Source organism: Candidatus Nanopelagicales bacterium (genome assembly GCA_018003655.1).
Classification (GTDB): Bacteria; Actinomycetota; Actinomycetes; order S36-B12; family UBA10799; genus JAGNDY01.
In genome coordinates this window covers 29,587-44,631 of the sequence record JAGNDY010000004.1, presented here as the reverse complement: position 1 = coordinate 44,631, position 15,045 = coordinate 29,587, and the positions used below count along the sequence as shown (strand labels likewise).

The 15,045-nt window shown below is 63.7% G+C and carries 14 protein-coding genes; 8 read left to right on the top strand and 6 right to left on the bottom strand.

The window, feature by feature from the left end:
- Positions 1–26 precede the first annotated feature (26 nt).
- Together rsrA and KAZ48_01915 are read right to left on the bottom strand one after the other, a co-directional pair.
- The gene (gene rsrA, locus KAZ48_01920) at positions 27–422 is read right to left on the bottom strand and encodes a mycothiol system anti-sigma-R factor (GenBank protein ID MBP7971527.1); all 396 of its coding nucleotides are present in this window, start codon (positions 420–422) and stop codon (positions 27–29) included.
- Positions 419–1,066, bottom strand: a complete 648-nt coding sequence (locus tag KAZ48_01915) for a sigma-70 family RNA polymerase sigma factor (protein ID MBP7971526.1) — start codon at positions 1,064–1,066, stop codon at positions 419–421. Before KAZ48_01915 ends, rsrA begins: the two co-directional genes overlap by 4 nt.
- Positions 1,067–1,431: 365 nt before the next feature.
- On the opposite strand from KAZ48_01915, the gene KAZ48_01910 reads away from it, so the two are divergent.
- Positions 1,432–1,878 (top strand): 2TM domain-containing protein, encoded by a 447-nt coding sequence (locus tag KAZ48_01910; GenBank protein MBP7971525.1) that lies wholly within the window; start codon positions 1,432–1,434, stop codon positions 1,876–1,878.
- The gene (locus KAZ48_01905) at positions 1,875–2,213 is read left to right on the top strand and encodes a helix-turn-helix transcriptional regulator (GenBank protein ID MBP7971524.1); all 339 of its coding nucleotides are present in this window, start codon (positions 1,875–1,877) and stop codon (positions 2,211–2,213) included. Before KAZ48_01910 ends, KAZ48_01905 begins: the two co-directional genes overlap by 4 nt.
- Before the next feature lie 17 nt (positions 2,214–2,230).
- Here the strand turns inward: KAZ48_01905 and KAZ48_01900 are convergent, their stop codons facing one another.
- Complete coding sequence (locus tag KAZ48_01900; protein MBP7971523.1) at positions 2,231–2,953, bottom strand: SOS response-associated peptidase; 723 nt, start codon at positions 2,951–2,953, stop codon at positions 2,231–2,233.
- 37 nt (positions 2,954–2,990) lie between these two features.
- Between KAZ48_01900 and aroA the strand changes: the two genes are divergently transcribed.
- Both aroA and rsgA read left to right on the top strand, forming a co-directional pair.
- On the top strand, positions 2,991–4,298 hold the full coding sequence (gene aroA, locus KAZ48_01895) for a 3-phosphoshikimate 1-carboxyvinyltransferase (GenBank protein ID MBP7971522.1): 1,308 nt from the start codon (positions 2,991–2,993) through the stop codon (positions 4,296–4,298).
- Positions 4,295–5,284, top strand: coding sequence for a ribosome small subunit-dependent GTPase A (gene rsgA, locus KAZ48_01890; GenBank protein ID MBP7971521.1), 990 nt, complete (start codon positions 4,295–4,297; stop codon positions 5,282–5,284). Before aroA ends, rsgA begins: the two co-directional genes overlap by 4 nt.
- On the opposite strand, the gene KAZ48_01885 is transcribed toward rsgA, so the two are convergent.
- Positions 5,281–5,787 carry a hypothetical protein gene (locus tag KAZ48_01885; GenBank protein ID MBP7971520.1) on the bottom strand — a complete coding sequence of 169 codons (507 nt, stop codon included), beginning with the start codon at positions 5,785–5,787 and terminating at the stop codon, positions 5,281–5,283. The two genes, rsgA and KAZ48_01885, sit on opposite strands and share 4 nt — an antisense overlap.
- A 123-nt stretch (positions 5,788–5,910) precedes the next feature.
- Between KAZ48_01885 and KAZ48_01880 the strand changes: the two genes are divergently transcribed.
- Positions 5,911–6,648 (top strand): histidinol-phosphatase, encoded by a 738-nt coding sequence (locus KAZ48_01880; protein ID MBP7971519.1) that lies wholly within the window; start codon positions 5,911–5,913, stop codon positions 6,646–6,648.
- Positions 6,649–6,706: 58 nt separating this feature from the next.
- Here the strand turns inward: KAZ48_01880 and KAZ48_01875 are convergent, their stop codons facing one another.
- Positions 6,707–7,813, bottom strand: coding sequence for an AI-2E family transporter (locus KAZ48_01875; GenBank protein MBP7971518.1), 1,107 nt, complete (start codon positions 7,811–7,813; stop codon positions 6,707–6,709).
- 74 nt (positions 7,814–7,887) lie between these two features.
- On the opposite strand from KAZ48_01875, the gene KAZ48_01870 reads away from it, so the two are divergent.
- Positions 7,888–9,462, top strand: coding sequence for a diguanylate cyclase (locus tag KAZ48_01870; GenBank protein MBP7971517.1), 1,575 nt, complete (start codon positions 7,888–7,890; stop codon positions 9,460–9,462).
- Here the strand turns inward: KAZ48_01870 and KAZ48_01865 are convergent.
- Positions 9,448–10,845, bottom strand: a complete 1,398-nt coding sequence (locus KAZ48_01865; protein ID MBP7971516.1) for a cytochrome P450 — start codon at positions 10,843–10,845, stop codon at positions 9,448–9,450. The two genes, KAZ48_01870 and KAZ48_01865, sit on opposite strands and share 15 nt — an antisense overlap.
- 55 nt (positions 10,846–10,900) lie before the next feature.
- Between KAZ48_01865 and KAZ48_01860 the strand changes: the two genes are divergently transcribed.
- Together KAZ48_01860 and KAZ48_01855 are read left to right on the top strand one after the other, a co-directional pair.
- Positions 10,901–12,958, top strand: a complete 2,058-nt coding sequence (locus KAZ48_01860; GenBank protein ID MBP7971515.1) for an FUSC family protein — start codon at positions 10,901–10,903, stop codon at positions 12,956–12,958.
- Positions 12,958–15,045, top strand: a complete 2,088-nt coding sequence (locus KAZ48_01855; protein MBP7971514.1) for an FUSC family protein — start codon at positions 12,958–12,960, stop codon at positions 15,043–15,045. Before KAZ48_01860 ends, KAZ48_01855 begins: the two co-directional genes overlap by 1 nt.

Here is a 15,045-nt window from a genome sequence, read left to right as displayed (position 1 = left end):
GCCCCGCCTTTGTTGTACCCAAAGAATCAGTTGCGGCGAAATTCGGGCGACGAATCCGCGACTCGCGCTGAGCCACACGTTTCGATACGCAGCCGCACGATGAGGGCCGTGACCCGGCCACGTAGATCTTGAGGTGCTGACTCGCAGCCACATGCCCGAGCAACGACATCTTTGACTTTGCGCTCGCTGTGGTAAACCTCGTCACAGGGCGGACAGGCCTCAAAATGCGCCCGAATGCGAGCGCAATCTTCCGCACTCATCTCGCCGTCGATTACTTCCCAGACGTGCTCCTGGGCCTCCGCGCATGGACCCTCGGTGCACCCCGAAGTAGTGTCGGCCCCTTCGCTGGCGGCGACCCCTTCGCTGGCGGCGACAGGATCGTGGTCTGGACCTCGGCTTCCGAAGGTCGGCATCTCGCTCATGACGTCCCCTCCTGGGTACGAGCGGCAACGAAGCCACGCTCGCGGGCGTAGTCCTCCAACTTGTCCCGCAACTGTCGGCGGCCGCGGTGAAGACGTGACATCACCGTGCCAACTGGCGTCTCCATGATGTCAGCGATTTCCTTGTACGCGAAGCCTTCGACATCGGCAAAGTACACCGCGAGTCGGAACTCCTCCGGGATTGCAGCAAGTGCGTCTTTTACATCACCGTCGGGCAAGCTGTCGAGTGCTTCAGCCTCGGCGGAACGCAGCCCGTGCGACGTATGGGACTCGGCTTGGGCCATCTGCCAATCCTCAACGTCGTCGGTTGACGACTGCAGCGGCTGACGTTGCTTCTTGCGGTAACCGTTGATGTAGGTGTTGGTCAGGATTCGGAACATCCAGGCCTTCAGATTCGTGCCCGGCTTGAACTGGTGGAATGCCTTGTAGGCACGCTCCACAGTCTCCTGAACCAGGTCAGAGGCGTCGTCTGGGTTGCGCGTCATTCGCATGGCGCCGGCGTACAGCGTGTCCAACAGTGGCAGGGCGTCGCGCTCAAACCGTTCGGACCGCTCCTCCGGAGTCTCGGTGGCGACGTCGACCTCTCCCACGTCCTTGCTGGGTCGAGCGTCCTCACCTTGTTCCATAACCAGCGAGGGTAACGCTGACGCTGCCCCGATGGTTCCGGGAGTGAACTCTGTGGTCACCAACACGGGCAGACCCCCTCATGGTCGGACACGGATTCGAACAATGGCTCCCTGCACAACAAGCCGCGTGCGGCGGTCATTCCCCCGCTACTGCCAGCCGCCGACCTGGCTCGTCCGAAGTTGCGAGGCGCAGCCTGTTTGAGGGGCCGAACTCTGATGCCTGGGTTGACGGTGACTGAGGAACTACCCGGCGGCGTCCCGCTATCGACATCCCACGGCGATCCAACCAATTGACGAGGACGCCGTCGGCTGAGTACCATTGGTACAGTACCTTGAGTCACACCTACTAGCACCGAGGAGATGCCATGAACGTGCTGAAGACCGACTACCGGCTCGACGTTCGCGCTCTGATTTTGCCGTTCGCGTTGACGTTGCTTGGGCAGGTTGTCGCCGTGCAAATCGTGATCATGGTCAACGGCAACCAGATCGGGCTGGTGGAGAACCTGTTGCTCGCCGCGGTCGCTGGCTACTACGCGTATGTCCTCATCACCCGGGGGACGCGGCTGCGCCAAATCCGCTTCGGGATGCTGGTCACACACGCGACGGCCTACACGATCGTCAACCTCTCGTATCTGCTCCACGCCTTCGTGCTCATCGTCGCCAATAGCCCTGCGATCCGCGGAGACAGCAACTTTCTGATGAACGAGGGCTGGTTCGGGGTCACGTTCGGAATGGCGACCGGCTGGGGTATCGGACTACTCATCCACGCCTTCGCGAGTGTCGCCAGCCGGGGTTGGGAAGAACACCCGTGAAGGACGAGACCGAGGAATGGCTCGACGAACTGGTGCGCAGCTGGACCGAGACATTCAAGAAGAGCCTGACCACGCTGGAGCTGATGCGAGCAGTTGCAGCCCTCGCCCCGGCGCCAGCCAATACCATCGGCCAACGCCTTGCCCAGCAAACCGGTTGGAGTCTGACCGACCGGGGTCTCTACCGATCCCTACGACGACTAACAACCCTCGGACTCTTGCGCGTCGATGAAGTGGCCGTCGCTCGAACCGGAGCTAAACGCAAGGACTACTCGCTGACGACCCTCGGCGTCGCCTACTTGGAGCGGATCGAGAAAGTCGTTGCACAGGCCACGTGATCCAGCCGTCGACCTGGCTAGTTGGTGTCCGCCAGCGGAGCCAACAGTTCAGGCCCGTTATTGCGCACGCTATTGACCTCGGTGGAGATGGGGTATGCCTCCAGCAGCCCCGGTACCGCTGGCACCAACAGCCCCGCTTGCGGCGCGCTGTTCGCGGGGTCGAGCCAGTCGGCAAAGTTGTCCCTGGCGACCAACAGTGGCATTCGATCGTGAATCCGCCCCAACTCATCGGTGGCAGTGGTCGTCAAAATGGCGCAAGTCCAGCGGAAGGCGTCGGGATCCTCTTCATCGTCGACTGACGGATCTCGCCAGATCTCATAGAGGGCAGCCATTGCCATCAGACTGCCGTCGGTGGGATGGATGTAATACGGCTGCTTGCGCACCTTCCCGCCGGGAGGCAACGCGGTCTTGTCCGGCGTGTACCACTCGTAATACCCGTCTGCTGGCAGTATCGCCCGGCGCTTGGCAAACGCCCGACGGAACGAGGGCTTCTCGGCGGCGGTTTCCAGCCGTGCATTGGCCATCCGGTTTCCGATCTTCGGATCTTTGGCCCAACTCGGGATCAGTCCCCAGCGCAGCACCCGCAGTTGGCGCTCGTCGTGACGGTTGACCACCGCATAGACCGATTTGCTCGGTGCAACGTTGTAGTCCGGCGCCAGCGTCTTCTCTGTCACCGGGACAGCATTGAACTGCTCGGAGATGACTGACTTATCCGCAGCCGCTACGTATCGTCCACACACGGGACTAGTTTGCACGTTCGGCAGATAGGCTCGCCGGGTGAATGCCGATGCCTCGACCAGCGCTTACTGGTCGGCGCCAACCGCGGCCGGTCCCGTAGTTGCCAGCGTTGAGGTTCCAGGCTCGAAGTCGATCACGAACCGGGCATTCATCCTTGCCGCAATCGGTAGCGCACCCGCGGTCATTCACCACCCATTGATTGCTCGAGACACCAGCCTGATGCTCTCGGCACTGACCACGATGGGGGTCGGGATTGACGTCGTCGACGGCGGATCGGCAGTCCGGATCGAACCTCGCCCGTTGATTGGCCCAGCCGAAGTCGACTGTGGACTCGCGGGCACTCTCATGCGCTTCCTTCCGCCCGTCGCGACCCTGGCTACCGGTTCGATCACCTTCCACGGGGATACCCAGGCCAGTGCTCGGCCACTGACCGAGACAGTCACCTCATTGCGCGCGCTGGGTGCCGAAATCGACGATGCGGGTAGGGCCACGTTGCCCTTTACGGTTCACGGGGCGGGCCGACTACCTGGCGGCGACGTAACCCTGGACGCGGCAAGGTCCAGCCAGTTTGTCAGTGGTTTGCTGCTCAGCGGGGCACGGTTCGATCAGGGGGTCGTCGTTCATCACCGTGGTGGTGAACTGCCGTCGTTGCCCCACATTTCGATGACCCTGGCCCTGCTTGGGCAAGCCGGTGTGCACGTCAGTGAGGCGATTGACTCGGCAACGCACGCCACCTGGACAGTGCAACCGGGGGCGGTGGACTTGGTAGACGTGACCGTTGAGCCAGATCTGTCGAACGCGACGGTCTTCCTCGCCGCCGCCATGGTTACCGGTGGATCCGTCACGATTGCGCGGTGGCCAACAGAGACGATCCAGCCTGGCGAACAGATCCTGGCCGTCCTGGCGGCGATGGGTGCCCAGATCGACCGGACTGCCACCGGCCTCACGCTGACGGGCCCGGATCAGCTAGCAGGGATTGCCGTGGATCTGCGCCAGATTGGCGAGGTCACGCCCACCATTGCAGCGATGGCCACCCTCGCCCATTCCCCGACTGTATTGCGCGGCGTCGGTCATTTGCGCGGCCATGAGACCGATCGCCTCGCGGCTCTGGTGACCGAGATCAATCGTCTCGGTGGTGACGCGTCCGAGACCGAGGATGGCCTGGTCATCAACCCACGTCCGTTGCGCGGGACTCGGGTGCAGACTTACCACGATCACCGAATGGCGACGTTCGCAGCGATCGTCGGACTGGTCGTTCCCGGCGTCGAGGTGGAGAACATCGCCACGACGGGAAAGACGCTGCCGGACTTCACGTCCCGCTGGACCGACGTGGTTGCCCCAACGTGAGCCCCCGCGAACTCGACGAGGACGACGTCCGGTCGCGCCCGACTCGTGGAACCCGGCCCCGTAGCAAGCAGCGGCCGGCCCACGCCGATGCGCGCGCGGCCCTGGTCGTCGCAGTGGATCGAGGGCGCATCACGTGCGCATTGGCAGATGATCCCGACCGCGAGGTAGTGACCGTCAAGGCCCGCGAACTGGGACGCAAAGCGGTCGTGGTCGGCGATCAAGTCGGCGTCGTCGGCGACCTTTCCGGCCAGCCAGACGCACTGGGGCGATTGGTCAGGATTGAACCTCGATCGACCACCCTGCGGCGCACCGCCGACGACTCCGACCCCTACGAGCGGGTAATCGTTGCCAATGCCGATCAGATGGGCATCGTCGTGGCCCTCGCCGACCCACCGCCACGAGTCGGACTGATCGATCGTTGCCTGGTGGCGGCCTACGACGCTGGCGTCGATCCGTTGCTCATCCTCACCAAGTCCGACTTGGCCGACCCTGCGCCCCTGCTCGCCAGCTACCGGGCCCTGGACGTACCCGCCATCAGCATCCGCCGCGGTGCTGACCCCACCCCGGTGGCGGATCTGCTGCAAGACCGGGTCACCGTCTTTGTCGGACATTCCGGGGTCGGCAAGTCGACACTGGTCAACGCACTGATTCCGTCCGCGCACCGCGCCACCGGGCACGTCAACAGCGTGACCGGTCGAGGCCGACATACCTCCACCTCGGTGCAGGCGACCTGGCTGCCAGGGGGCGGCTGGATCGTTGATACCCCCGGCCTACGGTCCTTCGGTCTCGCCCACGTCGACCGCGATCGGGTGGTGGGTGCCTTCTCCGACCTGGCCGATGGAACGCAGGCGTGCCCGAGGAGTTGCAGCCACGACGAGCCCGAGTGCGGGCTCGATGCGTGGGTGGCAGCAGGTCACACAACGCAAGCGCGATTGGAATCGCTGCGCCGAATCCTGCGGGCGATCGACGCTGAGTCGCCCGGTTAGCCAGCGCTTGGGGCAGGCGTATTCGCGATGATCTTCGACCACACGGCTGTCGCTCCGGATTCGCCGGCGCGGTAGGTCCCCCAGATCGCGGCGAGCGCAACCAGGATGACCAGTGCCGCGAGCAGTTTGGTGAGCAGCGTTCGGCGCCCGCCCCGGCGATCAACCAGCCACAGCACGAAAGTGACGACGAGCAATCCAAACGCGTAGTACTTCAGTTGTTCGCCCAGTTCGGCGTGCGTCTTGGGGTTCCCTACTCGCTGAGCAAGTGCTTCACCACTCTTTTCCGCCAGGAACGCGAAGGCCAACGACACCCCAGCACCGAGCCAGACCAAGACCCCGAACCGACTCGACCATCGCGGCACGAAAGCGATGATGATCGCTGCGAGCGCGGAGAATGGGAGCAAAACCACCGGCATGTGAACGACCAACGGGTGGATGGGCAGACCGTTGATTGTGTCGAAAGGATTGGCTGCACCCAGCAAAACTTGCGCGAGCATCAACATGGCGCCGAGGCTACTGCCCAACACCCCAGGTCCTAGAGTCGACTCGTGAACCGGTCCGAACTTCCTTACGCCGCCGACTTGGAGCTCGCGCTTCGGCTTGCCGACGAGGCTGACCGGATAAGCATGCAGCGGTTCCTTGCCAGTGATCTTCGCGTTGAGACCAAGCCTGATCTGACTCCGGTAACCGAGGCAGATCAGGCCGTCGAACGCTGCCTGCGGGAAGTGATCGCCATCGAACGCGGCGACGACACAGTCGCAGGTGAGGAGTACGGGGGCCTGATTCCCGGCAGGCTGCCGACCGGTCGTGCATGGATCATCGACCCCATCGACGGAACCAAAAACTACGTCCGCGGCGTGCCGGTGTGGGCCACTCTGATCGGCCTCATCGATGACGGGCACCCAATCGTTGGCGTGGTGAGTGCCCCAGCCCTGGGTCGGCGGTGGTGGGCCCAGCAGGGCGGCGGGGCTTGGACGAAGACGAACTTGGTCGACCATGACGCCCCCGCCCGGCAGATCCACGTCAGCGCGGTCGCCGACTTGGCTGATGCGTCCTTCTCGTACTCCGATCGCGAGGGTTGGGATGAGCGCACGAGTCCTGGCCGCTTCGAGGCGCTGGCGAGCGCCAGCTGGCGCACCCGTGCGTATGGAGACTTCTACTCGCATGTACTGGTCGCCGAGGGCGCTGTTGACGTGGCGGCAGAGCCCGAACTCAACGCCTGGGATATCGCGGCATTGATTCCGATCGTGCAGGAGGCTGGCGGAACAGTGACCGGTTTCGACGGTTCGGCAGCGCTGACCGCAGGTTCGGCAATCACCAGCAACTCCGCACTACATCCTGCTGTTGCCAGCACACTCGCCTAAGGCACTCGCCGTCGCTTCCACGTTGCCGATTCAAGCCTGCCCGATGAGGTGAGGCGCGCTAGGTCGCGGCAGCACCCGTCCCGGTCGGGTCCACGGCAACTGGGTCCTCGGGTTTGTCCGGCGGCGCGGTTTGGAACCAAAACTTGGCCACGCCGTAGCAAACTGAGACGACCGGCACGGCGATCACGGCTCCAAACAGCCCAGCCAGCAGCGTTCCGCTCGCCACCGCCACGGCAACCGCGAGCGGATGGATATTGACCGCCTTACTCATCACCAAGGGCTGCAGCACGTGGCCCTCGAGCTGTCCCAGCAACGCGATGCCCGCCAACACGATCAGGGCGATCAGCGGTCCCCGGGCGGCAAGCGCAACGATTACCGAGACGAACATGGCGATGGGAGCGCCGATCAGCGGAATAAACGTCCCGAAGAAGACCAGCAGCGCAAGCGGGAACGCCAGCGGAACTCGCAGGATCAGCAGCAAAATACACACGAATGCCGCGTTCGATGCCGCCACGATGATGATGCCGCGGGTGTAGCCGGCGAAGCTGCGCCAGGCAACGTGGCCCGCGCCGTCGACGCGCGGCCGGACACCCTTGGAGAAGAGCTTGGTGGTCCACGACCAGATATTGCTGCCGCCGCCAAGGAAGCAGACCGCGCTGAACAGCGCCAACGCCAACCCGGCGAAGACCTCAACGACGGCGCCAGCACCACCCAATGCCCCTTGGGCAAGGTCGGCCCGGTGATCCAAGAACCATTGTTGGGCGTTGTCATACCACTTGACGAAATCTGCACTCTGAACGTGGAAGGGCCCGGTCTCAAGCCAGGTTTCGATCTGCCGGATGCCGTTGCCGAACTGCTGCGACAGGTTCGTCCATTCGCCGGCGACGGAGGTCGTGATGAAGGTCAGGATCCCGACGATGACCAGGATCAGCGCAAACATGCCCAATCCCACCGCCAGTCCGTTGGGCATGAACTTGTTCAGGATCCGGACGAGTGGACCAACGATCGCCGCGATGATCAATCCGACAAAGAGGGCAATGACAACGAACTCGAGGCGACCGAGCACGTTGAGCAGCACATAAAGGGCGGCGAGGAGAACCAGGATCCGCCAGCCATAGGCCGCCGAGGTTCTCAATCCGCGCGGAACTGGCGTCTGGTCGCTCACGGGAGCGATCCTGCCACCGTTTTCGCTGGATTTCTCTTGACGACGTACTCTGCTGGAAGGGAGAGTGACGGTTAGTGCTGCAGAAACCGGATGAGGGCCGCATCAATCGGCCGCCAAGTGAACTCAGCGGGGGGGATCCTGTCGGGTCTGGTCGGCCTGCCCAACTCGCTGGGGAAAGCACCTCCGGGGAAGCTGCCACAACGCACGACCAAGCTGAAAAAGCTGACCAAACAGACCTAGCACGGGCTCCCGGTACACACGCTCCTACCAGCGCGGTCTCACCGACCAACGCTGATTCCGCCGCGACCGGCGAGGTGACCCTCGACCCCGCGCTCTTGGACGGCTTGCCCGATGCGTTCATGGTTACTGATGCGCGGCTGTGTATTCGCCTCGTGAACGCAGCCGCCAAGACGATGTACGGGTTTGACCTCGACAAGCTCATCGGCACGCCCATCGTCGACCTCGTTGAAACTGACCTGGGCGAGGGTGTCTCAGCCGAGGACGCTCTGCGTGCCCTGACCGAGCAGGGCTCATGGCAGGGTCGGGTTCGGCAGCGCGCCAACGGCGCAGAGTGGATGGTCGTTGACGCAAACGCGCGTATCTTGACTGACCGCGATGGCAACGCGACCGGCGCGGTATTCGTGTCTCGTGACGTCACATCCCTGCTCGCTGCCGAACAGGAAGTCGCGGAACGGACGCACTTTGCCTCCGCGGTTCTGGAGTCGCTACCTGGCCGAACGTGCGTCATCGGTGGTGACGGCCGCGTGATCGCGACCAACCACCGGTACCTCGAGGAAGGTCCGACGGGGGCCGGCGAACACACCGGGCCAACTGAAGGCGCCGACTACGTCGCATGGCTCACCGACGTACTGAACGACGAAGCGACCATCGACCTGCGAGAACTACTGCGCGGCAATTGTCATGACTTCCGGACCGAGTTTCCCACCGTGCAACGGCGCAAGCGTCGGTGGACGGAGCTGTTGGCGGTGCCACTGTTCGCCGAAAGTGGCGGAGCGGTCGTTACCCACGTTGACATCACGGAACGTAAGCAGGCAGAGAAAGCACTCACCCAACGGGCTACCCACGATCCGTTGACCGGACTCCCAAACCGCGTGCTGTTGGCAGACCGCCTAGCTCATGCGCTCTCGCGCGCGGCCAGAAGCAATACCCAGGTGGGACTGCTGTTCTGCGACCTCGACGGATTCCGCGACGTGAACAACACCTTCGGTCACCTGGCAGGTGACCGGCTGCTCGTGACGATCGCAAAGCGGCTGCGGGCGGTCTGCCGTTCCAGCGACACCGTGGCTCGGGTCAGTGGTGACGAGTTCGTCATCATCTTGGAGGACGTCACTGGAACAACGGAGATGGAAGACGTTGCCCAGCGAATCATTGATGCCCTAGCCGAACCGGTCGTCATGGACGAGGGGACCGCTCGTACGGGCACAAGTGCCGGTCTGGTGATCTCGCCAGGCGTTTCCCGGGCAGGAGTGCGAACGGTCGAGAACATGATCCGCGATGCTGATGCCGCGATGTACGCGGCCAAAGAGGCTGGTCGAGGTAGGTACGCCTGGTTTACCCCGGAAATGCGGGAGAAACCCCGCGAGCGCCCGACTTTCGTCCGCGCCATCAATCGCCTACTCAATCGCTGACGGGCTGCGCGCGTAGACCCGCATGGGCAGGCCGTGCTCGGGACGCAGCGTGACCGAGGCCAACGCTTCGACAGCCTGGCCACCAGCGGTTTCAAACCTGAACCGTGAGGCGATCGCAGCGACCACCAGCGTCGCCTCAAGCAGGGCCATGTCTCGGCCGATGCACAGCCGTGGCCCCAGCCCGAATGGCAAGTACGCATCGCGTCGAGTCGACCCGCCCAGGAAGCGACTGGGGTCGAATTCTTCCGGGCGATCCCACGCGTCGGGGTGTCGATGAACCAAGTAAGGACTCATGATGACCAGCGAACCGGTGGGCATCGCAACCTCCAAGGCCTGGTGCTCGGCGGTGGATTTTCGCGTGATGACCCAGGCCGGCGGGTAGAGCCGAAGAGTCTCGTCCACGATTGCTCGGGTCCACGTCAAGTCAGGCACGTCGGCGAAGGTTGGCAGCCGACCGGCAAGCACTGAATCAACCTCAGCGTGCAGCGCCGCTGCAGCCGCTGGATTACTGGCCAGCAAGTGCCACACCCACGTCATCGTGCTCGCGACCGTCTCGTGCCCGGCGACCAGAAAAGTCACCAACTCATCGCGCACCCCGCTGCCGTCGAGTTGGGCTGCCGGATCGATGCGTGCCGCCAGGAGCATGTCGACGAGGTCGCTGCGGTCCACCGGCGCAGCGACGCCGGTGGACCGGCGCGCGGTCAGCACGTCGGCAACGGCCGCGTCCAGTGTTCTGATCGAACGCCGCAACCGCGTCGATCCCGGCGTTGGCCAATTCAGCGGTGGTGCCAGCGGGTTGCGGGCTCGCGCTACCACCTGGTCCAGCGCGATCAGCGTCGCCTGGGTCAGCTCTCTGGCTTGGGAGTCCCAGGTCGATCCGAACAGGGCGCTTGCCACGACTTGTAGCGACAACTCCATCATGGCCTCGTCCACGTCCACCACCGTGCCATCACGCAACCGTTGCCACCGTGCGAGATAGGGGTCGACCGCGGCGACCGCGTGGTCGGCGACCCCGGCGAGTCGCTCATGGTGGAACGCGGGCTGAATGACCCGTCGCCGTTCGCGCCAGGGTGGATCGTCAGCGGTCAACAGGCCCGAACCGGTAACGGTTGCCAGGTTGTCGTATTGCAGGGTGCGCTTGGTGTAGTCGCGCGCGGAGGAAACCAGCACATCGCGCACTGCATCGGGGTCGGTCAGCAAGTACACCGCTGGTCGGGGAATCGGAAACTGCGCAACATCTCCGTACTCACGCCAGATCGCAGCGAGAAACTGCAACGGATCGCGCCGAATCCGACCAAACGATTTCAGCATTTGGCCACCCGATGGCCCCGGCGCATTGATAGCAACCTGCCAACCGGAGCGTGGAACGCCGGGCTTGGACATGCCTGTCAGCCTACGGATTGCGCGACGGACAAGCGGGTAGGGCCAGTATTGGCCCGTGAGTTCGTTTGCCCATCGGGTCACGATGTCGATGATCGAGGTTGACCTGTCAGCGGCGCGATGGGTGTCAGCCCTACGTCGAGCGGGCGTCGTCGTCCTACTGCTGGTCGTGGGATTGAAGTTCGCAAGCGCTGGGGCGGCAGTGAGTGCAGCAACGGCGGCGTTGCTGATAGGCCTGCTCGACAAGGGCCGCTCGCCACGTTCGACTTGGCACACGATGGCAGCTGGGACCGTCCTGCTGACCGTCGTCACCCTCTTCGACACAGTCTTGGCCAACTCCGGCATCGCGACCTTGGTGCTCATGGTCGTGCTTGCCTTCGCTTCGGGAGTCAGTTCTGGGGTCGACCCACGCGCACCGCAGGTCTTTGTGTTCGGAGCGATCCTGGCCGCGACCCATTTGGTCACGCCGCAATCAGCCGATCGTGGACTCGAAGCGGCCGCGGCGATCGCGCTTGCGGGCGGGCTGCAGACTTTGCTTGCATTGGCGTCTGCCCCGATCGTGCGCGATCGCCCCGAGCGTCGCCGAATCGCCAAGGCGCTGCGGGTCGTGGGTCACAACGTCGAGGCTGTTGGCCGCTCGGACGAGCCGAACCTGGAACTGGGCACGCGGGCAGCATCCGCAGCGATGGCAGAGGTCGCCGACTACGTCACCAAGAGCGACCTCGCCGCTGACCATCGTGGGCGCTACGCGTTGATCTTGGCTGATGCGGACGCGCTTCGGATCGAGGCGCGTGCCTACTATGCGCGGGCTTCACTCGGCCTTGCGATTCCTTCCGATCGACAAACCCGCGAGATCTTCACTGGTAGTGGCAAGGCGCTCGAACATGCAGCTGCGGCAATCGAGCGCGAGCACGAGCCGTCGCTGCAAGATCTGGACGATCAGGTTGACGCGCTGCGGTCGCGACTCCAGCGGTCCGAGGACTCCGAGCGCCCGATGACACGAACGGCGAAGGCGCTCATCGACGTGACCGGTGAGATGCCCAGCCACGTCCGCCACATCATGCGACTACCGCAACCGCGTCGAGAACATCGCAGCAACTCCCGACCTCTGCCAGATCGCCTGGCAGCGTCACTGAGCTGGGGGTCGCGCCCGTTGAGGTTCGGGATCAGGATGGCCGCGGCGGCGCTGGTGGCCGAGCTAATCAGCCTCGCGCTGCACCTCGAGCACGGATCCTGGGTGGCCGTTAGCGCGATGATGCTGCTTCGTCCCGATATCGGTCCGGCGGCTCCTCGCATCCTGATTCGGGCCATCGGCGTCACGGTCGGGGTCGGCGTTGTCGTCGGTATCGCCGCGGTCCTGGGAGAGTCGACATTCTGGCAAGTCGCGGCGATCTCGCTGTTGGTGTTCCTGATGTACGCGGTCGTCTCGGTCAATCAAGGCACCCAAACCATCCTGATGACCGCGACGATCATTTTGCTGCTGTCGATTGGTGGACTCGATCCCACCGAGCTTGCCCTCGCGCGATGGGTTGACGTGCTGATCGGCTGCGTTATCGGCACTATCTTCGCGTTGGCGATTCCCTTGTGGAATCGATCATCACTGGCACACGATGCGGCCGGCTACGCAGATGCCGTGGGCGACTGGCTCAGCTCCTTGGTTGCTTACGGTGACACAACGGCAGCAACTGACTCAGCTGCATTGGAGGAGATCCGACACCGTGGTCGGCGAGCCAGGGATGCGCGCATGACTGTCAACGCGACTTTGAATGCGTCGCTGCTCGAGCCCGCCGACCGCAAGCTGAGTGCTGGCGCTGTCGGCGTCGTACTTAGTTGGATTCGGCGGTGCTCAGACTCCGGAGTTGCCGCCGAGGCATTGCTGCGTCACGGAAGCCCCATGCCTGACGTCGCCCAGGGGTACGCGTTGGCTGCGGCAGGCGATCTTCGTGATGTGTCTGCGACACTGCGGGGCAGCAGATCGGTGGCTGATGACATCGCAACTCAGTCATCATTGCCGGAGGACTTGCCGAACGCTGACCGCGTGACCGAGGTGCTCCTGCGAGCAGCGCGGACGGCCAACGCCGCGAAGAGGGCGGCGAGCAGAGTGGGGAGCAGTTGATGGTTGCGCAGCACGGTCAACCGTCGGCGCTGCGACAACTCTGGCAATCCACAATCGACACACAAGCGCCCAAGTCCGGCTGGCCCTCCGCGACTCGCCGTGGACTGACGGTGGCACTCGTCGTCGCGATCGGCGCGGCCGCGGGGCACCTCGAAGAGGGTGCCATTGCTGGCATTGGCGCACTGAACGTCGGGTACATCGACGGTGTCGTGCCGCGGCGAACACTGACCAACGCACTGATCCTCACCGGACTCGGTACCACGGCCCTGGCTTTTGTTGCCGCGCTATTGGCGGGAACATGGTGGATCGTTCCCCTACTCGCCCTACTCGCCTTTGCCTACGGCACGTTCGCCGCCTCTGGCCTCGTGGCGATGAACGCGAGCCTGATGACACTGATCTCGGCGCTGGTTTTCAGCAACGACCCTGGCGACTGGCAGAACGCGGTCCATCTGGCGACGTGGGTGTTCGTCGGTTGCCTTGTCGCCGGGTTGAGTTCCCTGATCGGTTGGCGATACGAACGTGAATCGGAGTTGCGTCGCGGGATCGTCAATGTCATCGACGCGCTTCGAAGCCTCACGCTGGAGACGGGTGCTCCCCGAAACGCCCACTTAACCGCTGCGCGCGCTGAAACCGACGGCGAGATCCTGCTGGCGGGTGCGCGGCTCAGTCCACGCCGCAATGCCGGGTACGCACTGTTGATCCAAGAACTGAACTGGACCAGGCTCTGTATCACCAACTGGTTGCGCATGGGTGGCCCCACCGCCAGTGCAAGATATGCGGTGGCGGGTGTCCTTGAGCAGGTCGAGGCGGACGTTCGCCGCAGTCTGCGGTCACCACACGCAACGGCTGCCCTCGCCGATGCCGGATTGCACTCTGCCGACACTGACGATCGGAAGTCGGGCGAGACGTGGGCAATCCTCGTCGAGCAACTGAACCGGCTGCTCGACGCCGGCGACACGTTCGCAGCTGGCCCAGAAGCTGCCGACGGAACGCCGGGAGGCGACACTCTGGCTGCCGAAGGCTCCGTGGCCGATCGAGCCGACGAGGTCCGCGGCTTCGCCGACTGGTTCCACTCGATCCAGTCACTTTTTGCACCATCCACTGCGTCGTTCAGCCACGGGCTCCGACTGGCACTGGCCATTGGAATCGGCGAGGTGCTCACGGTGGGCTTCGACATCCCACGGGGGTATTGGATCGGCATCACGATCGTCTTCATCGTCAAACCTGACTTTGCGACCACGATCAACCGCAGCATCCTGCGGATCGCCGGAACAGTCGCGTCAGTTCTGTTCGTCACGCTGGTCATCGACTACACCAGCGACCCTGGGTGGGTCACGGTCTTTCTACTCATCGTCTTCGTGCCCTCCACAATGCGCTGGGCGACCGGCAACTACGGCATTGCCACGTTCTTCATGAGTACGACGATCTTGGTACTCGTGGAGGCGACCAACGAGGATTCCGCGACGGTGGTTCTCCGACTGCAGAACACCATGATCGGGGTCGTAATTGGCTTGCTGATCTACCTGCTATGGCCATCGTGGAAAGGCAAAGAGCTACCCAAACTGCTGCGAAACACGCTCGTGGCCCACCGTAATTGGGCGACTGCAGCGCTCGATGCGCTCGATGACCCAGCGCACTACGATGGCCCAGCGATCCGCGCTCTTGGTAAGGACGCCAGGGAGTCTGTGCTGGTCGCCCGCCCAGAGGCCGAGGGTGTCCTGCTTGAACCCCATCACAGCGAGACCGACCCTGTCGCAGCCCTCACGCTGCTCGATGCGTGCATGCAGGCTGCGACTTCGACTTTCGCCTTGGAAGCCAAGGCACGACAAGACCACGATCGAGGCGTCGAGAGCACTTGGGATTCCACAGCGTTGCGCGAGCACTTGGATGCCAGTTACAACCGAGCCACCTCTGCCCTGCTGACGCCTGGACGTGGTGTGGAGACGGTGCGCACTGAGCCCACAGACGTCGACGATGCAATCGTCTCCGTTGATTTCATCTCCACCGGAGACCAAGTCACCGACCGCGCGTTGGGCATGCTCCTGTCTGCAACCGACGCCGCCGCCGCGGCGGCGAGGTGCCTCTAG